General features: G+C 43.2%; 18 protein-coding genes. 11 read left to right on the top strand and 7 right to left on the bottom strand.

The window, feature by feature from the left end:
- Window positions 1-5: 5 nt before the first annotated feature.
- Both AAFF35_RS27790 and dcd read right to left on the bottom strand, forming a co-directional pair.
- Entirely contained in the window at window positions 6-2,699 is a 2,694-nt protein-coding gene (locus AAFF35_RS27790) for a TonB-dependent receptor plug domain-containing protein (protein WP_342329721.1), read from the bottom strand.
- A gap of 85 nt (window positions 2,700-2,784) precedes the next feature.
- Window positions 2,785-3,321, bottom strand: a complete 537-nt coding sequence (gene dcd, locus AAFF35_RS27785; RefSeq protein WP_074611628.1) for a dCTP deaminase — start codon at window positions 3,319-3,321, stop codon at window positions 2,785-2,787.
- Window positions 3,322-3,387: 66 nt separating this feature from the next.
- Here dcd and AAFF35_RS27780 point away from each other — a divergent pair, with 66 nt between their 5' ends.
- The 5 genes from AAFF35_RS27780 to AAFF35_RS27760 all read left to right on the top strand — a co-directional run bounded on the left by AAFF35_RS27780 (window position 3,388) and on the right by AAFF35_RS27760 (window position 6,423).
- Window positions 3,388-4,029 (top strand): 4'-phosphopantetheinyl transferase superfamily protein, encoded by a 642-nt coding sequence (locus tag AAFF35_RS27780; protein ID WP_342329720.1) that lies wholly within the window; start codon window positions 3,388-3,390, stop codon window positions 4,027-4,029.
- Between the two features lie 10 nt (window positions 4,030-4,039).
- Window positions 4,040-4,735 (top strand): lipoyl(octanoyl) transferase LipB, encoded by a 696-nt coding sequence (lipB, locus tag AAFF35_RS27775; protein WP_342333383.1) that lies wholly within the window; start codon window positions 4,040-4,042, stop codon window positions 4,733-4,735.
- 78 nt (window positions 4,736-4,813) lie between these two features.
- On the top strand, window positions 4,814-5,296 hold the full coding sequence (locus AAFF35_RS27770; RefSeq protein ID WP_342329719.1) for a DUF5684 domain-containing protein: 483 nt from the start codon (window positions 4,814-4,816) through the stop codon (window positions 5,294-5,296).
- A 12-nt stretch (window positions 5,297-5,308) separates the two neighbouring features.
- Window positions 5,309-5,641 carry a DUF2752 domain-containing protein gene (locus AAFF35_RS27765; protein WP_342329718.1) on the top strand — a complete coding sequence of 111 codons (333 nt, stop codon included), beginning with the start codon at window positions 5,309-5,311 and terminating at the stop codon, window positions 5,639-5,641.
- Between the two features lie 131 nt (window positions 5,642-5,772).
- Entirely contained in the window at window positions 5,773-6,423 is a 651-nt protein-coding gene (locus AAFF35_RS27760) for an SGNH/GDSL hydrolase family protein (protein ID WP_342329717.1), read from the top strand.
- On the opposite strand, the gene AAFF35_RS27755 is transcribed toward AAFF35_RS27760, so the two are convergent.
- Window positions 6,424-7,146: an RDD family protein gene (locus AAFF35_RS27755; protein WP_342329716.1), complete on the bottom strand. Its 723-nt coding sequence runs from the start codon at window positions 7,144-7,146 to the stop codon at window positions 6,424-6,426.
- Window positions 7,147-7,230: 84 nt separating this feature from the next.
- Between AAFF35_RS27755 and AAFF35_RS27750 the strand changes: the two genes are divergently transcribed.
- The 6 genes from AAFF35_RS27750 to AAFF35_RS27725 are packed head-to-tail and all read left to right on the top strand — an operon-like array spanning window position 7,231 to window position 13,289.
- Window positions 7,231-8,190, top strand: coding sequence for a stage II sporulation protein M (locus AAFF35_RS27750; protein ID WP_342329715.1), 960 nt, complete (start codon window positions 7,231-7,233; stop codon window positions 8,188-8,190).
- Complete coding sequence (locus AAFF35_RS27745) at window positions 8,183-9,052, top strand: hypothetical protein (protein WP_342329714.1); 870 nt, start codon at window positions 8,183-8,185, stop codon at window positions 9,050-9,052. Before AAFF35_RS27750 ends, AAFF35_RS27745 begins: the two co-directional genes overlap by 8 nt.
- Window positions 9,053-9,077: 25 nt before the next feature.
- A complete protein-coding gene (locus AAFF35_RS27740; RefSeq protein WP_342329713.1) occupies window positions 9,078-9,773 on the top strand; it encodes a DUF4129 domain-containing protein in 696 nt (231 codons plus the stop codon).
- Window positions 9,770-10,951 carry a DUF4350 domain-containing protein gene (locus AAFF35_RS27735; protein WP_342329712.1) on the top strand — a complete coding sequence of 394 codons (1,182 nt, stop codon included), beginning with the start codon at window positions 9,770-9,772 and terminating at the stop codon, window positions 10,949-10,951. The genes AAFF35_RS27740 and AAFF35_RS27735 overlap by 4 nt, the downstream gene beginning before the upstream one ends.
- Before the next feature lie 2 nt (window positions 10,952-10,953).
- Complete coding sequence (locus tag AAFF35_RS27730; RefSeq protein ID WP_342329711.1) at window positions 10,954-11,931, top strand: MoxR family ATPase; 978 nt, start codon at window positions 10,954-10,956, stop codon at window positions 11,929-11,931.
- Window positions 11,932-11,942: 11 nt separating this feature from the next.
- Entirely contained in the window at window positions 11,943-13,289 is a 1,347-nt protein-coding gene (locus AAFF35_RS27725) for a DUF58 domain-containing protein (RefSeq protein WP_342329710.1), read from the top strand.
- Window positions 13,290-13,293: 4 nt separating this feature from the next.
- On the opposite strand, the gene AAFF35_RS27720 is transcribed toward AAFF35_RS27725, so the two are convergent.
- From AAFF35_RS27720 to AAFF35_RS27705, 4 genes are all read right to left on the bottom strand, one after another.
- A complete protein-coding gene (locus tag AAFF35_RS27720) occupies window positions 13,294-14,721 on the bottom strand; it encodes an L-serine ammonia-lyase (protein WP_342329709.1) in 1,428 nt (475 codons plus the stop codon).
- Window positions 14,722-14,798: 77 nt separating this feature from the next.
- On the bottom strand, window positions 14,799-15,455 hold the full coding sequence (locus AAFF35_RS27715; RefSeq protein WP_342329708.1) for an MgtC/SapB family protein: 657 nt from the start codon (window positions 15,453-15,455) through the stop codon (window positions 14,799-14,801).
- Between the two features lie 50 nt (window positions 15,456-15,505).
- Entirely contained in the window at window positions 15,506-16,534 is a 1,029-nt protein-coding gene (locus AAFF35_RS27710) for a PorP/SprF family type IX secretion system membrane protein (RefSeq protein WP_342329707.1), read from the bottom strand.
- Window positions 16,535-16,536: 2 nt separating this feature from the next.
- Window positions 16,537-22,542 (bottom strand): PKD domain-containing protein, encoded by a 6,006-nt coding sequence (locus tag AAFF35_RS27705; RefSeq protein WP_342329706.1) that lies wholly within the window; start codon window positions 22,540-22,542, stop codon window positions 16,537-16,539.
- Window positions 22,543-22,570: the final 28 nt, after the last annotated feature.

Below are 22,570 nucleotides of genomic sequence, written 5' to 3'. Positions count from 1 at the left end.
TCAGTTTATTTTACTTCATAGGTATAAACGGCTCTTCCCAGACGACCCATATGATCCATTCCTTCCAATACTACCCTATAGGTTCCGGCTTCATCTGTATTAAAAAAGCTGAAGCTCGATTTTCCTTGCTCATTGGTCGGAACCTGAGGTGCCCAGTAAACAGTTGTCCTTAAATCCGGCTTGCGGTCAGGTACCGAAGGTTCATATTTAGGACTATAGAATTCTCTTGGAATGTAAAAACCTTTGGGGTTATAGGTGGTAATGCCGGGGCTAAAGGTATTGCTGTAATTTCCTCCGCCGCGTTTGGTGGTGATGACGAGGACACCGCCTCCGCCATTAGAGCCGTAGATGGCCGTATTTCCAATGGATTTCAGTACTTCAATGGTCTCTACATCCATTACGTTGATGTTGTCCAGAAAATCAGAACCCATGCTCATTCCGTCGAGTATCACTGCCATAGGTGTTCTGCCACCATTCCGGCTCAGGTAAGCCTGGCCATTCATGATCATCAGGCCGGCAACGCGGCCCTGTAAGCATTGAGACAGGGTAACGCAGGTGCTGAGTTGTTCTGCAGTGATGATCGCATCTGCTCTTCCTGCCCCGTTTAGGTTGGCCGAGTTCTTTGCCTGTTGTTTCTTTTCAGTAATCTGTACCTCTTTCAGCAAGAGGGTTTTTTCCAATAGCCCGCGTTTGTTCAGCTCATCAAAATAATTGCTGCTCTGTTGCAGATAAGCAGATAAGGCCTCGTTTACGTTGATCTCTATATCTCCGCTATTTTTACTTTTGGTTACGATCTGCCCGGGAACAATATCCAGGTGAATGTCTACTCTTTTTTTATCCTTTGCAGTTCGTGCCTGTATAATGAACTTGGTGTCTTCAGGGAAAATCAGCTGATCAAAATTAAATCGCCCTTGCGCGTCAGTAAGGGTGTCTAACGCGAAAAAACCACCGGAAGAAGAAAATAGAGAAACTTTACTGTTTGGCGCTGGCTTTCCACTATAGTTGGTAATCGTTCCGCTGATGGTTTGTGATTTTTCTGCTGCAAACCGCGTGATTGGCGGGGCATTATTGATCACATTTTTCCATAAAATTCTCCGCCATCCCTGGGTTAACATCAGATTGTCGAGGTTCTGCTCCACTTCGGGCCCCTCATTGATAAAATAATAATTGGGCTTTTCAATGTAACCGATCAGGTCTGAACTGAGTAGCATGGTGCTGAAAATATTGCTTTCATTTTCAGGATCGGGTTTTACGGATGAGGTATTGGTTACGGATACCGAGAAAGAAGAGGGGTTAGGTTGGCCTGCAAAGCTGCTGCTCAGGTTAACGGTTACATTTTCTCTTTTTGCATAGGTTGTTTTCACCGTTTCCAGTTTTGTCAGGATACGATCTGCCGGATTATGTATAAAAACAAGGCGTTCGGCAAGTGGTACATTCTCTCCGGAGAACAAAGTTAGTTGAAGGATCCCTTCTGGCAGTTCCTTTTTGGAAACGGAAATACTGCTGACCTGTTTATCTGCACTCACTTTCGATGTGAATTGTATCGTTCCGCTATGCTGACCCACGAGTTTCAACTCCTTTTGGTCAATAAGGGCCTCAGATCTTATGATCTTTACACTCAACTTCTCTTTATCGGTATTGTTTACACTTAAAATATAACCGCTTGGACGAACTACGGGCAAGCTGTAATTTTTTTCTGAACCGTCTGAAAATTTAATCTTTGCGCTATAAGTTGCTCCGGGTTGTGGATTAAGCACAAAGTTTCCCATGCCCAGGTGCCTGCTTTCAAAACGGTTGATCTCAGAACCGCTTTGATCTACAATCACTCCGCTCAGCTGTTCACCCAAACCTGAAGCATTCACCGCTTTAAAGGCAATTTTGTTAGGAAGCCCCTCCACCAGGTTTCCGCTTTCGGGGAAAAATTGAACATCCACGTCTTTTGAGGTTGCTTTTATCGGGATTTCCTTCGTTATTTTCTTTTGATCGGCGAGTGTAATGGTCGCGAGTATCTTTCCGGATTTATACAAAGAAGGTTGGGTATTTAAGAAACTGAGCGATACCTCGCCTTGTTCATTGGTTAGGGCTTTGCCTTTAAAAAGGCTCCTGAAATTCAGCTGAACCTCATAACGGACCTCATTTCCGGCATATGGCTTGCCACTTTTATCTTTAAAAATGATGTCGGCTTGTACCTTTTCTGCAGCATTCTCCTTGCTAAAAGTATAACTCGTATTGGTGAATACCGTATTGGACCAGGAATTGCCGACTTTTATCGTTTTATCAAAGTAAAATTCCGGTCCCGCATTTCTCATCCATTGGGTATAAGCGCGAATCCGGTAATTTCCCTCCGCCAGGGAATCGGGAAGCTTAAAATCACCCCAGGTAATGCCTCCCCCAACAGGGAGTCTCAATTGCTTTTTTACGGAGTCTTTCTCATTGATCAGCTCCACATATAAAATTTTACTGATGTCTGAGGCCTCCATATTTTCGGTATTGATAATATAGGCTTTGAACCAAATGTTATCCCCAACGGCATAGTAGGGCTTATCCAGATGAAGGTGCACCTTTTCCTGTGCATATGTTTTATTAAATGCCTTCATCCTTTCTAAAAGGGCCTCAAAAGGGTCTCCATCCATTTGGGATACAAAGGCCATGCAGATTCCTGCAATTAATAACAAAGGATAAAACAGTTTACGTTTCATAAGTGATGAACCTTAGCAAATAATAAAGCCTCAATATACAAATATTGAGGCTTAAAGTAAATTTAAAAGATAAGGGATGTCGAACTTAGAATTTGTTTTTCCACATCATGCTTTCGACCGGTTTAGTGGTCTTATTGCTGTATTTTGCATTGTCTTTACTATTGTACATCGTTTCAATCTCGCCTTCTACGATAAAATAAATCAGCTGACCAATAGGCATGCCTGCGTATATTCTCACTGGTTGTGCGCAGGAAATTTCCAGCGTCCAGGTATTGCAGAAGCCAACATCGCCTTTTCCGGCAGTGGCATGGATGTCTATACCCAAACGACCAGTACTCGATTTGCCCTCCAAAAAGGGAACGTGTGCATGTGTTTCTGTATATTCCAGCGTCACCCCAAGGTAAAGCGTACCGGGCTGTAAAACATATCCATCTTTTGGGATTTCAAAATGCTCTATTTTATTGTGCGCTTTTGCATCAAGTATTCTATCTTTATAAGTAGCGAGGTATTTGCCTAAATGGACGTCATAAGAGTTTGTGCCCAGACATTCAGCCTTAAAAGGCTCAATAATGATGGTGCCCTTCTCTATCTCTTCCAGAATTCGTTTGTCGGAAAGTATCATTTTATCAAGTATTGGGCTAAATTATGATTAATTTAAGATACTTTTGCATAGTTTTCTAAAATAGAGATGCCCGTAGTTTTTAATAAAAATATTGACGAGAATACCATACTTGCAGTATGGAAAATCGAAGAGACTGAAGAGCAATTGCTTTCCGGCCTGCAACTGAAACAGCATGAGCTGGATTTCATTTCCTCTTTAAACAACGGGAAACGTCTGCTACACTGGTTAAGCACGCGTGTGCTGCTTAGAACGATGCTCAATACCTCTGAATATATAGATTGTCAGATGGACGAACATGGCAAACCTTTCCTCCCTAACCTTGATTATCACATCTCCCTGAGTCATTCTTATGATTATGCAGCTGTGATTATCGGAAAGAACAGGAAAGTAGGAGTAGATATAGAGCTCATTAAGCATAAAATCAAAAGCATCAGGCACAAGTTTCTTTCCGATATTGAGCTTGCACAAAAGCAAATCGGCGATAATATCAATGGCCTATACGTTTGTTGGTGTGCGAAAGAGGCAATCTATAAATGGAATGGAAGAAAAGGCCTGGAATTTAAACAGGACATGCACATCAAACCATTTAAACTGAAAACTGAAGGAAGCCTGACTGCCCTGGTCGACTTACCTGAAGGGACCCGGGAGTTGAACGTCAACTACTTCAAAACCAGTGATGGTTATATGTTGGGATATGTAGTGGCTTAATTTTCAAATGATGAATAAAAAAGTAGAATTCATAGATTGGGGACTCACCGATTATCAGGAGGCCTGGGATCGGCAGGAACTGATTTTTAATCAGACGATTGCCGTTAAAACCGATAACAGGAATAACAATACCACTCTGGAAACACCCAACCACCTGGTTTTTGTGGAACATCCACATGTTTATACACTAGGGAAAAGCGGCCATCCGGAAAACCTGTTGCTGGATGAACAAGGTCTGGTAGAAAAAGATGCGACCTATTATAAGATCAATCGCGGGGGAGATATTACCTATCATGGCCCCGGACAGATTGTAGGTTACCCGATTCTTGACCTCGATAATTTCTTTACCGATATCCATCTTTACCTCAGAACATTGGAGGACGCGATTATCCTGACTTTGAAAGATTATGGCATTTCCGCCGGAAGATATCCTGGATTTACTGGAGTCTGGCTGGATGCAGACAATGAGAAAGCCCGCAAAATATGCGCGATGGGTGTAAGGTGCAGCCGATGGGTCACGATGCACGGTTTTGCCTTCAATGTGAATACCGATCTTAATTATTTTAAAAATATTGTTCCCTGCGGGATAGACGATAAAGATGTGACTTCTATGCAAAGAGAATTGGGGCAGCCTTTAAATATGGAAGAGGTGAAGGGAATACTAAAGGGACACATTTCCAGTCTGTTCCATATGGACCTGTTCTGATCCTCTTAAAAAAAGAGCAATAATTCCTTTGTTTTTTTGTAGTAAATATTATCTTTACTCGAAAAACAAACTACTCTTATGGATTACACTTCAGAACAATCAGCTGGTATAGCAGCAGTCGGTGCTGTTGGTGGGATTATTTATCTCGCTCTTATCGTGCTTATCATTGCCTCATTATGGAAAGTCTTTACAAAGGCTGGAAAACCAGGTTGGGCATCACTTATTCCTATCTATAACATTATTGTCCTTCTTGAAATCATTGGCAAACCAACGATCTGGATTCTTTGGATGTTGATTCCGTGTGTAAATATTTACTTCGGAATCTGGGCAATGAATCTTTTAAGCAAAAGTTTCGGTAAAAGCGAAGGCTTTACCGCAGGATTGATCCTGTTACCTGTAGTATTCTATCCTATCTTAGGATTTGGAGATGCGAGATATTTAGGTCCTGCAGCTGCAGAAGCACAACAAGGCTTTCCTGGTACCAATAACCCATTTGGCACGAACAATCCGTTCGGTACAAATGATCCGTTTAATAAACCTCCAACCACACCTCAAGCTTAATTGCTGGTGTTAATGATATACCTGTTATCCGCCTGGTCTTCTTTTCTAGATCAGGCGGATAATTTTTTTCTGCCCTGCCCGGTTAAATACCTGACTGGTTTTGATTGCCCTGGCTGCGGTTTTCAGCGGTCTTTTCTTGCCCTGATTCAGGGCAACATGGAAGAAAGCTTCCACTTATACCCGCCAACGATTCCCCTATTGATTACTTTCATTGTTGGCCTGAGTGCAAATTACCTGACCAAAGGAAACAGCGACAAGTTGATTAAAATACTGTATCTAATTACAGGATCGATCATCACAATCAGCTATTTCTTCAAAATTTTTTCTCCTCACACGCATTCCTGAGTCCGGGAAATGAATAGATGATTCGTAAAATCCATAAGAAGCATTTTCGCGTAAATGTATTTATGATTAAAATTCCTATTTTAATTCTGTCATTAGTGGTATTATTGGCTTGCCAAAAAGATAGTTTTAAAATGACGACAAATACCAGCCCTAGCCTGAATACCAAGCCAAAAAATGAGATTTCTTATTTAGCGATCGGTGATTCTTATACGATTGGAGAAGCAGTTCCTTTGGAAGGTGGCTTTCCTCATCAGTTAACCACGATCTTAAAAGACAATGGCCTTGATGTAGGTCTGCCTCATATCATCGCTAAAACCGGATGGACAACCAGCGAGCTGCAGGCGGCAATTAAAGCTGCAAATCTGAACGAGAAGTTTACAATCGTTACCCTGTTGATTGGTGTAAACAATCAATACCGGGGCGAATCAAAAGAAAAGTATCGTAAGGAATTTAAGGAGCTGCTGCAAACAGCTATCGGTTTTGCCAACGGAAATAAAGCACGGGTCTTTGTGGTTTCTATTCCTGACTGGGGCATTACGCCTTACGGACTGGAAAGTGGCAGAGACATTCCCTCCATCAGTTCAGATATTGACGCTTTTAATGCCATCAATAAAGACGAAACACTTGCGCAGGGGATCAGCTATACGGACATCACTCCCGGCTCCCGGCTGGTAACTTCGGATAAAGAGTTGGTTGCGTCAGATGGATTACATCCTTCTGCAAAAATGTACCATGAATGGGCAGTTCAACTCGCGCCTTCACTGATTAAAGAACTGAAATAATTAGTCTGACTGGGAAGTTAGATGTTTGTAATCTTTAATAACGGTGGTTAGAAAGTTAAGTTCATTCATGCCTTGGGGAATGTTCAGCGATAAATGTTCGGCCACCTTTGCAGACATGTTATAAATCAGATCTGCATTAGATGTTTTATAATAGGTGAGGATGACCTCATGCATGAGCTCTACATCACGGTCGGTCAGCAAATCTGCATTCTTGAAAACAGGGGTGTATTCTTCCTCCGTCGGATGAAAAGCAATGTGGTCAAACCTGGTTCTTGGAACGGTCTTAATCAGCGTAGTTCCGGCCACCATATCACCTATTCTTTGCTTTTTTTCTGAGACCGCTACCGCTATTAAACCACCAATCTGGGCGGTCAATGCAAAATCAACCAACCGGAACAGCCAGCGGATAAAATATTGTCCAATGCTTGCCTGACTTCCATCAATGCTGATGACTTTGATCTTCATCAGCCTTTTCCCTAAACTCTGCCCATTCATAAAGACCTCACAGATAAGGTTGTAAAAAACATAAATGGCACCAAGAGCAATAAGAAGTATGAAAAAAACAGTCTCTGTTCGGATTAAGACGGCCAAAAGAATAACTAACATATATAATCCAAAAAAGGCAGCCAGATCGATGAGCCTTGCAGCTATTCTTTCCCCTAATCCGGCCACCGGATAATCAATGTCTACGTGCTGGCTGGTGTTTACCTTAATTGTTTCCATAAGATCAAATATAATATTGATGTTCAAATTATTATTGTAAAATTGTTTTTTGTCGCTATTTTACAGAAAATTTGATCTTCATTTATGAGAGAGGCATTGTTTGTTAAGCAGAATTCTGAGAAATGGAAGCGTTATGAACAAATGCGTACAGAAAATTCAGATGAACTGGCGGAGCGCTTCATTGACATCACCAATGACCTGGCTTATGCAAACACTTTTTATCCTAAATCAAAAACTACAGCTTACCTTAATGGTTTAGCGGCAGTTTTACACCAGTCTATTTATAAAAATAAAAAAGAAGACAGTAACCGGTTCATCACCTTCTGGAAAACGGAACTGCCTGTTTTGTTCTATACCTATCGCAAACAATTGGGCTATTCTTTCCTGTTCTTTCTCCTCTCCGCATCAATAGGAGCACTTTCTGCTAAATATGATGATTCTTTTGTGAGGCTGATCCTTGGAGATGGTTATGTGAATATGACGAATGAAAATATTGCAAAAGGAGATCCCTTCGGCGTATATAAACGACAGGGAGAACTGGAAATGTTCCTGATGATTGCCGCAAACAATACTTATGTGTCCCTGCTCATGTTTGTCAGTGGAATCTTCCTCTCCATTGGACCTGTTTTTTTTATGTTGAGAAATGGAGTGATGATCGGGGCCTTTGAATATTATTTTTTTAGTAAAGGTTTAGGCGCGGAATCCGTGCTGACCATCTGGATTCATGGAACATTGGAAATCTCAGGCATCATTATCGCCGGTGCCGCCGGACTGGTATTGGGTCATGGTTTGCTTTTTCCTAAAACATATACCCGGTTTCAAGCCTTCAAAAACAGCGCTAAAGACGGAACAAAAATCGCTTTAGGACTGATCCCGATTATATTGGTTGCAGCCTTCTTTGAAGGTTTCATCACCCGCCATACCGGAATGCCGCTTTTACTGAGCATCAGCATTCTGGCAGGATCTCTGTTCTTTATCATCTGGTACGTGATCCTATATCCATCAAAACTTCATAAACGCCATCAAACCATAGAAAATGCCTGAAAACCTGGAATTCAAAAAACTCAGAGAGTTCGGAGAGATCATCAACGATATGTTCTTGTTCATCAAACAGAACTTTAAAGCTTTGTTAAAAGTGTTTGTCTATTTCAGTGGAATCTTCCTCCTTGGATCAATCATCGCTGGAATTTATCAACAAATAGGGATGCAAAGAGCACTCGTGTCTAGTGATAATGTCTTTTCTATGCTGGAAAAGATGTTTAGTATCAGTTATTTTCTCGTACTGCTCTTCAACCTGGCAAGTTATACGGCGATGAATGTTTCCATTCTGAGTTTCATTGCCGTTTACATAAAAAAAGGAAATGTTGCCCCGAGTTTGGAGGAGGTCTGGGCTTATTTTAAATTCTATTTCTTCAGAATGTTGGGAAGCGGGATTTTAATCAGCCTTTTTTTTGTGCTTTGTTTTCTTTTCTTTTTGATTCCCGGAATCTATGTGATGCCAGCCATGCTCTTGTTCTTTCCGGTCATGGTTTATGAAAATGCCAGTTTTGGTTATTCCTTTGAGCGTGCATTCAAACTGGTTAAAGGACAGTGGTGGATTACTTTTGGAACGATATTGATCATTTACTTTATCACTTTGGCCAGCCAGTCAATGGCTTCCCTTCCGGCACTCATTTTTACTTTTTTGAGTGCATTTACTGAAGGAGCAAAAGGCTTGAGTAATACCGCAATTATCATCTCTACCACGGTGCAATATTTGTGTCAGGTATTTATGATTATCCCACTTGTGGGCATTTCTATCTGTTATTTTAACCTCGTGGAAAGGCTGGATAGCACAGGATTAATGGACCGAATCGGTCAGATGGGAGTATCAAAAGAACCTTTCAATACCCCGGAAGAATATTAATATGCGGAAGCTTTTTCTAATCTTTATGCTCATTACTGCCACCGTCAGTGGCTTTACTGCCCCCTTGTTGCAAAAGCCTGCCCGGAAGCAGGTGGGCAATGACAGCAGCAAAGTGATCCTGCGCAATTTTGATGCGGAAAAGCTGAAGGCATATACGGAGCAGTCAGAATTCAGGTATAAGGAAACACCACCTGATCAGGATAGCCTATGGGCCCGCTTCTGGCATTGGTTCTGGAATTGGTTCTCGCGGGTTCTGGAGAATAAAACATCCGGCACTTTTATCAAATATGGAATCGTCACGGCCCTGGCTGCATTAGTGGTCTTTATCATTATAAAGGCAATGGGGCTAGACCTGAAGGTATTTGCCGGCAAATCTAAAGCGGTAGAGGTTCCTTACTCGGAATCCCTGGAGAACATTCATGAGATTAATTTCCGGGCAGAAATAGAAAAAGCAATTTCAGCGGGAAACTACAGACTGGCAGTCCGGCTCTTTTATTTACATTCTTTAAAAATGATGAACGATAGTCAGCTGATCAACTGGCAACCAGACAAAACCAATCAGGCTTATGTGGGCGAACTGACTGACCCCGAAAAAAGAAAACAGTTCGGAGAACTGACCACACAGTTTGAATACATCTGGTATGGTGAATTTTTCATCGATAAAGAAAGCTTTGCTGAAGTAAAGAAGGATTTTGATGCGTTTAACAGGAGGGGCACATGAAAGGCATGAAATTATACCTCTTTGGAACGGGTATTTTGCTCATCTTATACCTCGCAGCAGAATATTACAAACCAAAAGCTACAGATTGGCGCCCGAGTTACCTGAAGGAGGATAAAATTCCCTTTGGTTTATTCGTGTTGAATAAGGAATGTCAAAGCATATTTCCGGAAACCAGAATTGAAGTGTCCAGACTTCCGGTTTACAATACCCTGAAGGATAAAGAGCGGAAAAATACCAATTATCTGATCGTTGCAGGCGCACTGCATGTTGATGAACTGGATTATAAAGAACTCGTTAAATTCATGAAAGCAGGAAATCATGTTTTTATCGCAACGTTTAATACGGGGGATTATCTGAAAGATACCTTGAAACTGGACATCAATTCTTCGTTGAATTACGGCAAAAAGAAAAGTGTACCGATTAATTTTGTCAACCCCTCTATAAAGGAGAAACAGCCTTTTGTTTTTGATAAGGGGTTGGGCGACCTCTATTTTAGTAAGGTAGATACCTCCAGGGCGACAGTGCTGGGGAGAAATGAAGAGGGCGAGGTTAACTTTGTCAAATATACCTTTGGCAAAGGTGCACTGTATGTCTTGCCAAATCCGCAATTGTTGAGCAATTATGCATTGCTGAGCCCTGAGGGTGCGGCTTACGCTGCAAAAGCCCTTTCTTATCTGCCGGTAGCGGAAACGCTGATCTGGGATGAGAACAATACGAAAGGAAACATGGGTGATGAGAGTTTGCTGAGGGTGCTTTTTAAACATGATCAGTTGCGCTGGGCTTATTATTTGTCCATTGTCAGTTTATTGATCTTTGTGCTTTTTGAAATGAAACGAAGGCAGAGAATCATTCCAGTCATCTCCCAGCTCAGAAACTCCTCAGTAGATTTTGTAAGGGTGGTGGGAAAAGTGTATTACCAACAGCGGGATAACAGCGACATTGCCTCTAAAAAAATCAGTTACCTTCTTGAATTTATCAGAGCAACATACCGCTTAAAAACGAATGCGATAGATGAAGAACTAATGGCTGCCCTTATCTCAAAATCAGGCGGAAATGAAAGTGATATCCGGCACTTATTTGCCACAATTGAAGAAGTCAGCAGGCCTGGAAGGGTAACTGATTATCAGTTAATCACATTGAATAAATTAATAGAAAAATTTTATAAACAAGCCCAATAGAAATGGAAGCGGAAATGTTTAACAAAAGAACCGATCTGACACAGCTGAATGTTGCAGTGGAACAAATCAGGGAAACACTGGGTAAGATCATTGTCGGACAAAAAGATACCATAGATTTTCTCATTGCCGGATTGCTGGCTGATGGGCACATCCTGTTAGAAGGTGTGCCAGGTGTTGCAAAGACATTAAGCGCGAAGCTGGTGGCAAAAAGTATTGACGCTTCATTTTCGAGGATTCAGTTTACACCAGATCTGATGCCTTCAGATGTACTGGGTACATCGGTATTTGATCCGCGGAATGCGGCTTTTGAATACCGGAAGGGCCCCATCTTTGGGCATATCATTTTGGTGGATGAAATTAACCGTGCCCCGGCAAAGACACAGTCTGCTTTATTTGAGGTGATGGAGGAACGTCAGATTACGGTTGATGGACATACTTACCTGATGGATGAACCTTTTATGGTCCTGGCTACACAGAATCCAATTGAGCAGGAGGGAACCTATCGTTTGCCGGAAGCGCAGCTGGATCGTTTCTTGTTTAAAATCGAAGTGAAATATCCAAGCCTTGAGGAAGAAACAGCCATTTTGCTCAACCAACACCAGCATCGTCTGGACGATGCGTTAAAAGCTGTAAAGCCGGTATTGAGTATCGATCAGGTGAAGTCATGCCGGGCCATCATCAAAGGATTGCATGTAGAGCCCAAATTGATTGAATATGTGGCAAAGATTACCCATGAAACCAGGAGCAACAAATCGCTGTACCTGGGGGCTTCTCCACGTGCTTCCTTAGCCATGCTGAATGGTGCTAAGGCCTTCGCCGCAATGCAGGGGCGTGACTTCGTCACTCCGGAAGACATCATTAAAGTGGCTGCACCCGTATTGGCACACCGGATCATGCTGACACCGGATAAGGAGATGGAAGGACTTACAACGAGCGATATTGTGGCTCAGATCATTCAGAAAATAGAAATTCCAAGATAAAAAGCAGCATATTGAAAAGCTTCATTACTAAATATTACAAAGACCTCTTCCTCCGTAAAAGACTTTTTGCGGGGATTGGGCTCTGTGTATCCCTGTTTCTGTTTTCTTTCTTTCTGCCCTGGCTTGGACCGTTACCGTACCTATGCTTCTGGGTGTTAACGCTATTGATCGCTGCGGACCTGATTTTATTGTTCAAAACAGAAAGAGGTGTTTTCCTGCGAAGAGACCTTCCGGAGCGAATGAGTAACGGGGACGATAATGAGCTTCAGCTTCATGTAGAGAATTTTTATTCCTTTGGTATTCATATTGGCATTATTGATGAAATCCCTTTTCAGTTTCAAAAAAGAGACCTCTGGTTTAACAGCAGCCTAAAATCCAGAGAAAATAAAACCATCACTTATAAGTTACGTCCAACAAAAAGAGGAGAGTATCACTTTGGACAGACGCGTGTATATGTGCAATCCCCATTGGGCCTGCTCTCCAGAAGGTATAATTTTGGAGAGGAAACCATGGTCGCTGTTTATCCCTCTTTTTTGCAGTTGCGTAAATATGAACTGATGGCGATTTCCAACAGACTCAGTGAAATTGGCATTAAAAAGATCAGAAGGATTGGGCATAGCCTGGAATTTGATCAGGTAAAAACTTATGTGCAAGGGGACGATTACCGAACCATCAACTGGAAGGCTACTGCCAGAAGAGGAGATTTAATGGTAAATTCTTTTACCGATGAGAAGGCACAGCATGTCTATTGTGTAATTGACAAATCCAGAACGATGAAAATGCCCTTTGAGGGATTAAGTCTGCTGGACTATGCCATTAACACAAGTCTTGTACTTTCCAATGTCGCTTTGGTGAAGGAAGATAAAGCAGGGCTAATTACAGTTGCGGAAAAGATAGGCAGTGTGGTTCCCGCAGAACGAAGACCTGCACAGCTGGGGAAAATAATGGAAGTTCTTTACAAAGAAAAGACGCGCTACCTGGAAACCAATATGGAGGCCTTGTATCTGAGCATTCGTGGAGTCTTAAAACAACGAAGTCTGGTGGTCTTTTTCACTAATTTTGAAAGCATGTCTGCCTTAAACAGACAACTTCCATTTTTAAAGAAGATTGCGAAGTTTCACCTCTTACTCATTGTATTTTTTGAAAATACAGAGCTGAAAACGCTGAGTGATGAACCGGCTAAAGACGTGGAAGGGATCTACATTAAAACCATTGCGGCAAAGTTTGCGCACGAGAAAAAACTCATGGTCAAAGAGCTGACTAAACATGGAATTCTAAGTATCCTTACCCCACCGGAAAAGCTGACCATTAACGTTGTTAACCGGTATCTGGCCATAAAAGCCCAGCAGAAAACCTAATTGGTTAACATTCTGGTAAGCTGATCGGAATATTGGTGGCTAAACCTCCATCGGAAGTTTCTTTATATTTAGAGTTCATGTCAAGTGCTGTTTCCCACATGGTATTTACCACTGCATCCAGACTTACTTTTGCTTTGTCTGGGTTACTTTGTAAGGCAAGCTGACTAGCGGTGATCGCCTTAATGGCGCCCATGGTATTCCTTTCGATACATGGAATCTGTACCAGACCCCCAATCGGGTCGCAGGTTAAGCCAAGATGATGCTCCATGGCAATTTCTGCAGCCATTAGAACCTGACGCTGTGAGCCGCCTAAACACTCGGTTAAAGCTGCCGCAGCCATTGCTGAGGATACGCCGATTTCTGCCTGACAACCACCCATAGCTGCCGAAATGGTAGCCCCTTTTTTAAAGATGCTGCCTATTTCTGAAGCACAGGCAATAAACTGACTGATCTTCTCCTCTGTATAGCCATCACAGAAAGCAATGTAATATTGAAGTACTGCCGGAATTACACCTGCCGCACCATTGGTCGGGGCGGTCACGACGCGGCCAAACGAGGCATTTTCCTCATTTACAGCCAAGGCAAAACAACTCACCCAGTCAAGAATGTAATTAAAGCCATTTCCGCCACTTCTGATGGCCTCAATCCAGCTTTCATAATTAGTATAGGTACTGTTGCCAATGAGGCGCTTGTTCAAGGCACAAGCTCTTCTTCCTACATTCAATCCTCCGGGTAAGAATCCCGCAGTATGACAACCCCGGTAAGTACAGTCCTTCATCACATTGAAGTGCTGCATAATGCCCTTTCTGGTCTCTACTTCTGTACGCCAGGCAAGTTCATTTTCCATCACGACTTCAGAAACCTTTAGTCCCGTGGTTAAGCACCAGTGTAAAAGGTCTGCAGCCTTCTCTATCGGGAAAGGAAGGTCTACCTGTTCTTTATCACTACCGCTTTCTCCTTCTTTTACCACAAAACCACCACCGATGGAATAGTAAGTCTCAGAGATGGCTTTACCCGTGTTTAAAAAGGCCTGAAAGGTAACTGCATTGGGGTGGAAAGGAAGGCTCTCAAAAAATAGAAAAACAAGATCTTCTTCATAGTTGAAAGCGATGTTTCGTTCTGCATTCAGGTTCAGTACATGATAGGTTTTAATCTCTTCAATGGTAGAATCAATGGCATTCACATCGAAGGTCACCGGGTCTGCACCATTCAATCCTAATAGGATGGCCACATCAGTCCCGTGTCCTTTACCTGTTTTAGCTAAAGAGCCGTACAGTAAAATCTTGATCTGATCAACCTGTGCTAACAGGTCCTTTTCTTTTAATGATGCGGTAAATTGTTGAGCCGCCCGCCAGGGACCTAAAGTATGTGAGCTTGATGGTCCAACGCCTATCTTAAAAATATCAAAAACTGAGATTTGTTCCCTATGCATATTACAAAGCTAATATAGTTTTGGGACATTTTGGGCTTTTGAGAGGGATAGAAAGGAGATAATTGAAAGAAATTCGACTAAAAATCGAAGGCAATGATCTTTTTATCCTGAAGCATGCGGTCTACAAATCGCTTGTGGTTTTTGGGGCTTCCGATGGCAACCCAGGTCCCGCTGATGATTCCGTTGGCCAGTTCCTGCTTCCCCCTGTTTAATCTCAATCCAGAAGTTTTGATGTCTTCTTCGTACTTCTCCAGACTTTCATTCTCGTATTTCTTCACAATGCGATAGATCCTTTTGGTAAAACGCTGCTCGACCATTTCTTCAAGAAATGGAAAGGTCAGTAAAGCAAAGAGGACAACGAGGGTTACGCCGGTAGCTTGTTCGTAATATCCTGCGCCGATAGCCATTCCAATTGCAGCAACAATCCAGATCACACAGGCAGTGGTTAACCCTTTTACCTGATTGTCTTCTTTGAATATTACCCCTGCGCCTAAAAAGCCAATTCCCGTCACAATATTTGAGGCAATGCGATCATGACTTGTCAGTCCGATCTTGATGGATAAAATCGTGAAGAGGGTAGAACCCAGTCCAATCATAATCATCGTTTTCAGACCGGCTTGTTTGCTTCTGAATTCTCGTTCAGCACCAATCAGGCCACATAAGAGGGTGGCAAGAAGAAATTTGTTGACTTCAGTCTGCGTGAGAAAATGATTGTTTTCTAAGATATTGTCCATAACATTAACAAGCTCAATATAACAAAGATTCATCGTTAATTTACAATTTGTCAGTAGAAATCATAACAACGCAATCCATTGTATTTATTGTAGCTGGGGCTGTTGGGAAAATATTTTTCATACCCAATTCCAATCTCTGTAGTTCCACTGGTATTGGTATAGTTGATCTTGGAAATCGTCGCATCATGACTGGCTCCTAAGCGCAGTTTTTCCCCATTTTTACTGCCCTTAAACAGGTCGAATATCAGCGATACCACAAGCGCATCGGGCCCTCCCATTCCACTGCTGCGATACCACAATCCGGTATTTAAATTTCTGTATTTAAACTGTGCACCTACACTCATGGACGATGCGCTGGCCTGTTTATGATATATTGCAGAAGGAATGATATAAGGACCTTCATCTCGATCATCATATGCGTAAGGACTCAAAGAAATCCGGTAACTGGCATTAATGGTGGTACGGAATGGTAATTTTGCCTGTGTTCCGCTAAAGGACTCGTCGGGTTGATTGATGTGATGAAAGGCGGCCCCAACCATAAAATTATAGAAAACAATGTTAGTACCTGCTGCGGCATCAAAATAAAATTTGCTGGAGATTTCCGGCGCCTGGGCGGAAGAAACACTGCCTGGTATATAGCCAAGGCGCCTGTCAATCTGATCAGAGAAAACCAATTTGCTCCAATCGATATCGCGATTGGTAAAACCAGCCTGTATGCCAAATGAAGCGATAAAGTCGTCACTGCCTACGCTATAGGAATAAGTAGCTGAAGCATTGTTTTTAACCAGATAGGCAGTGCCCTCGCTGCTTCTGGTAAACATCAGGCCCACTCCACCGGCAAACCTTGGGATATGAAGGTCTGCTGAAGCGGTGAAGTAAGCTAAGGTTCCGTTCAGTCCGGACCACTGGTTTCGATACAACATGTTCATCCGGATATCTCCTTCAAACTGGCCTGTCAGTGCCGGGTTAAGGTAAATCGGGGAACTGAAGAACTGCGAATAATTATGGTCTTGTCCGAAAGCACATAGCTTAGAGGTGATCAGAAGTGCTAGCTGCAAATATTTCGTGATTGTCCTCATTTTTATCTGATTAGGTGTATTGGCCCTGTGCGTTTAGGTGCAGCGGCGCCATAAGTCATGCCTTTCCATTCCGATCCGTTGATCATCTGGACATCAACTTTCCAGTAGTACACACCCTGTGGCATGGGTTGCCCTTTAAAGGTACCATCCCATCCTTCTACAGGCCGGCCTTCTTCCAGTAAGGTAGTTTCCCACATCTTTTCACCCCATTTGTCATAGATACTGAACTGCCATGATCTGATACCGGAACCTTTGGCACTGAAGCGTCGCAACTCATTTGTTTCACTTCCCGGAATAAAAGAATTTGGCAGAAATAAATACCCGGGAACCCCGGTAATGCGAACGAATCTATTGGTCTCCGTAAAGCAGCCCTGCTGGTTGCTTACTTTAAGGGTAACTTTATACAATCCGGTATCAAGATAGGTATGACTTGGGTTCTTTAATGCAGAGCTGGTATGGTCCCCAAAGTCCCAGCTCCATTGATCAGGAGTATTGTTGCTTTCGTCGACAAAGCTGAAGGTGTAATTCGGGATGCTGATCTGAACGCCTGGTTTTACACTGAACTGTGCAATTGGAGCACTTACAATGTGAATGAAATTGCGTTGTATCAGGCGGTGGGTACAGCCCAGTCCATTTGTTGTCGTTAATGTGACGGTATAGAAAGATTCCTGGCCTGAATAAACATGTGAGGGCTCAAACTCGTTGGAGCTGGTCCCGTCGCCAAAGTCCCAGAGCTGGGAAACAGCACCGGTGCTGGTATTGATAAATTTAACTACCATTCCCGGACAACCGGTCGTATTGTTGGCACTGAAAGCCGTTAAAGGTTGTTCCAGCACGGTGATGGTTTCGGAGGTACTGACCACGGAACAGCCATTGGAGGCGGTCAGATTCACGGTATAGATTCCGGGTCTTTCGAAGGTATGGGGAACGACCTCCGGAGCGGTTCTGGTCAGCAGGGTGGCGCCATCCCCAAAATCATACTTAAATAGATTGGCACCTTTGGAATTGTTGTAGAAGTTTACTGTGAATGGGGCACATCCTTCTTTTTCATTGGCATTCACCACGAGTTCAGGTGTGATGGTATTGGGTGCTACCCTGATGACAAAACTTTGCTCATTTGTTCCACATTCATTCTCTGCAATCATTTTTACGGTAAAATCCTGCGTGATCAGGGTATTATAGATATGCTCAACGGAGGATTTATCCCTGGTGGTAAATATCGGGCTGCCATCTCCAAAATCATAGTAAAAGGTATTTGTCGCCCCCGGAGAGGTATTGCTGAACGTTACTTTCATGGGGGAACAACCAGCTACTTTATCCGGAGAGAATACTGCTTTCGGTTTCGCTTTTACTAAAATAGCAGAAGTGAATGTGTTTTCACCACAAGAAGTAATTGCAGTTAAAGTCACGGTATAGCTGATGTCATCTCCCGATGGGTCAGGTAAAAATGTGACCGGAGGGGCTAAGGTTTGTGTGGAAGTTGTACCATTTCCAAAATCCCATTTGAAGGTTGCATTGGTCAGAGAAGTAGAGGTGTTGACGAAATTTACCAATAAGGGTCCGCAACCTTCGGTTGCACTTTGTGTATAAGCGGCGGTTACATTTTGCTGGGTACCGAAGGTATGACTGAATTCATCAGGAAGGCAATTCTGACTGCTGCTGGTCACGAGTTTGATCACTACAGATTGATTGCTGGTCGAAATGGTGTATCCTGGAAATACAATTCCTTCTCCTATTTTAACGCCATTTGCATACCAGATATAGGTGCTATTTCCTTCAGGAAAGGGGAGGGCCTTTATGTTTTCTGCATCAATATTAAAGGGGATACACCCTTTATCGGTATTAAAGCTGAACGCAGCCTTCGCATTTGGTTTTACGGTAATCTTAATCGGGCTGCTTTCATTTTGCAATGCCCCGCTGCATTCAATACTACCTGCTAAACGTCGGAAATGGGTCGTGACGCCAAGCACAGCAGGTTGATGGTCCTGAAATTTTGCTCCTGGAATATTAGCCCAGGCAGATCCGTCCAGACTGGATTGCCATTGGTAAAGGTAATTGCTACCGTTTCCTCCTTGTGGGAGCGTTCCTTCCAGTTTTGCGGGTGTCAATCCGGGACAAATGGTCTGAGGAGCGCTGATGGTATTGTTGGTAATTGGCGGCAAGGCGATAATACGAATCACATTGCTGGGCTCCGTACAAGCTCCACTTTTCACGATCCTTCTGAAGCTTAAAGTTTCCAGAAGGTTAAAGTTTAAGTCTGCTCCGTTCTGATCGGGGATGACGTTCCAATCAATTCCATTGCGGCTATTTTCCCAAATATAGATATAAGTATTGTCTCCGCCTGAAAGAGCAGTATTGGTAATATTAATGACCTGTCCATAGCAAACTATGGGTCTTGGATTGCCAATGATATTGATAATCCCGGGAAGATTCGTAATGCTGACTTCATCAGCCGTAGGATCACAGATTGCAGAGCCGGTAATCGTCCATCGGAATTTATAAGTCCCGGGACTAACTGCTGTAACTGTAGTTTGCGGAGCTCTGGGGTCAGTAATCAGGGCATTGGGATCGCCTTGTATCATGGACCATCTGCCGCTTTCTCCGTTGCCGGTGTTTGGCACATTTCCTGAAAGCTGGAAAACGAGCACATTGCAGTGTTGCTGATCCGCACCGGCTGCTGCGATACTGATTGCAGGAATTATGGTAATGGGGATTGCTGCCGTTGTTTTTTCGTCGCAAGCACCATTTTTCAGCACTGCGCGGTATTGGGTGGTTAGGGTTAGGTTACTGAAGTTTAAGATAGGGCTCGTATTGTCGATTATCAGCCAGCTGCTGCCATCAGTTGAACTTTCCCATCGTTGTATCGTCCCGATGTGTCCGGTTAAGGTAATCTGTCCGGTATTTACGCCGTAACAAACAGTAGTTCGGTCTCCTGCAAGTGTTCCTGCTATGGTTGGCGGGTTAACGGTAATACGGACAGTGGCAACGGATGGATTACAGGTTCCTGTGCCGGATATTGTCCAGCTGAAGGTATAGGTTTCTCCAGCAACGAGTCCGCTGACCACTGCGTTTGGAGAATGGAGGTCAGAAAATGTAACGCCTGTTTGCCCTGAAGTCAGCAACCAGGCCCCTGTTTCAGTTGACTTAGGCTGATTTCCATCCAGTCTAGAGGTTAATGCTTCACAAATGCTGATATCCCTTCCGGCGGTTGCTACGGTGACAGCCGGATCTACCGTGATGATGACCGTAATTTCTTCACCTGGGCATCCCGTTGCAGAAACCGGAATGATCTTGTAGGTGACAGTTCCGGCCCGATCTCCGGTATTGACCAATGTTTCATTGATGGCAGTAGTTGCTGTAGGTATCAGCTGATCATGGTTTCCTGTTACGCCATTGGTGGCCACACTTGTCCAGGTGTATTTGATGCCAGGAAAACTTGGTGTTAACGTAATTCCGGAAAGACCGCTACTGCAAATTACAGGTTTTGAAAGCACTGCGGTAGCCGAAGGTTTGGGGTATACCGTTACGGTAAATGTAAATGGAATTCCTGCACAGCCATTCAGTGAAGGTGTAATTTCATAAACGACAACAGCGTTATCAGTACTGCTGGAATTGAGGATAACATCTAATATTTTTCCTGATCCTGCAGGACTAAATGAGTTTCCGGCATTCAGATCGGTATTTTTTGCGGTCCAGCTAAAACTGCTTCCCGGCAGACTTATACCCGTAGCCGGATCGTAAGAAAGAGGGCTGCCCGAGCAGATCTGTTGCGCTGCATTTGTTCCGGCATTTTTAGGAAAAATTCCAATTTCAATGACATCTTCCACCTCCGCACAAAGCCCGGTAAGGTTTGTACTGACGATCAGTTTTATGGTCGCTTTGTGTAAGTCCCGTTCCTGTTGTGTTGGAATATAATTGCTACTCAGATTGTCGACCTGATTAGAGAAGGTGCCTGCTCCGACCCATCTGCTGGCTATATAATTGCCATTGGACACCACTCCGGTCAGGTTTACGGAAGCATCATAACAGATGGGATTTTTGTCTGCTGTAATTTTAACAATAGGGGAAGGATAGAAGGTAATCAACTGCTCCCTGGTAATCGATCCACAACTGTTTTTATGAGTCACAGCTACTTTATAGCTCAGGTATTGTTTGAATAGAATGTCCGGAAACTTACTGTTTACTTTTGTCCCGTTCTCAAAGCTAAAGTCTGCGTTGGTCAGCGGTGTTCCATCTGCTGCAGTTATTGCCCAGGTATAAGTGTCTGCAACATCTAGCTCAGTTCCGAAAAACACGACCTTGGTTGGACCGGTAGTCTGGTCATCATATTTATACAGGCCCGGTCTGCAAAGGTCAACTTTTGAGGCCAGCGTAATAGTAGGAGTACTGTCAATGATAATGATTCGCTGCGGAGGAGCTGTGCTCACTTCCCCACAGGCGGCGCTACTGATTTTTAAGGTAATCTCGTAGGTTCCCTGTTTTAAAAATTTAAATGTTGGTTGCGGAATTCCATTGGTAAAAGTGACTTCTGAGGAGTTGGCATTACGGTTTGATTTGGTCACCACCCAATTGTAGGTATGGTTGGTGCCACAGCGATTGTCAAGGATGGACTTGTCATGTGCCTGAATTTCAAATGGAGCACAATGTGTATTGGTGATGCCATTGAAATCAAAGTCCGGTTTGGGTGGATTTTGAATGCAAATCTGACGTGTAACAGATTCACCGTTACATTGCCCACTGGTGACAGACTCTAATTTGATGGAATAAATTCCCGGGCTTGTAAAACGATATTGGAAAATAGCTGATCTGGGTAAATTAGCTGCTTTTTTAACATTATCTACATACCAGTTGTATTTCACATCATTGTCTGCACAGATGGGATTATTGGCTTCGCTTTCTCCCAGCATAGAGGTATTTAGAAAATTAATTGTGCTGCCGGTACAACCCGTGGCCGGATAACTGAAACTATTTTCAGGTTTTTTAACCACTTTCACATAGGTGGAAAGCTCCCCTCCCGTTATGCCACAGAATGGACTTACGGCGGCAATGTTTATTCCAAATACATTATATCTGGGGCCTGTTCCTGTATTGTATACAGGACTTCCACAAGAGGGTAAAAGGTATTCGTGACGTACGTATCCCAACTGGAGGTCGCAAAGGGTATATACTTCAGGTCTGCCTTGTGAATCTCCCCAGTCTATTTGGTAGGTAGTTCCCGGGTAATTGTTTTTAATTCCGTTCTGAGTTAGATCTACCGGAAACTGGAGATATCCTCCCGGCAAACAAACAATACTTCCTCCAGTGGTGCCAAAACTATTGTTCGTGGTGTTGTTGATGAGCATGTAGGCCTTTGTGCTCATTGTACCATTTAAACCTGCCTTGACGATCAATGTATAATGACCCAATGGAGCGGTAAAGCTTTGAATTGGTGATTCAGGACTAAAGGTCAGATTGGCTACATTTAATTTGCTGAGCTCATTTTGAATACTGGCCGTGACGATGCTTGACACCGTAGAAGTATTGGTAAAGTCAAAGACGACGTTGGCAATCCCAGGGCATCGACCAAAAGCCTCTTTTGTTGCACTCGGGCCTGCAGTTGGCAACTCCGGTGATGAGCCGACTGCTGCGGAAACAGTTGGACCTGCTTTAATCTCAAACGGGACCGAAGGATTAGAAACAAAGGAGGGACTGGTCGATTTGACTTGAAGCCGATAATTCATTCCCGGAAGTACTGCGGGAATTACTCCGTTAACGAAGGTTGTGTAAAAACCATTGTAGGTTCCAATTCTATTATTGCCGCTAAAATTCCCATTGGCGTCAGACAGGTAAAGTTCAAACACATTTCCAGGCTTAAAGCAACTGCCTTCCTGGAGTTCAAGCATAGCGGTGATACCGGAGCCAGGGGTATAAGGACCTGGATCAGCAACAGTAAGAATGATTTGAGAAAAGGCCCCCGTTAACTGGCAAAAAAATACGATAATGGTTAAAAAAGCAAAGCGTTTTACCATTTCTATAAGTTTACATTTATAATGTAAT

The sequence above is a fragment of the Pedobacter sp. FW305-3-2-15-E-R2A2 genome, from assembly GCF_038446955.1.
GTDB lineage: Bacteria > Bacteroidota > Bacteroidia > Sphingobacteriales > Sphingobacteriaceae > Pedobacter.
Note: the sequence above shows the minus strand (reverse complement) of the source record. Positions and strands in the feature narration are given on the sequence as shown.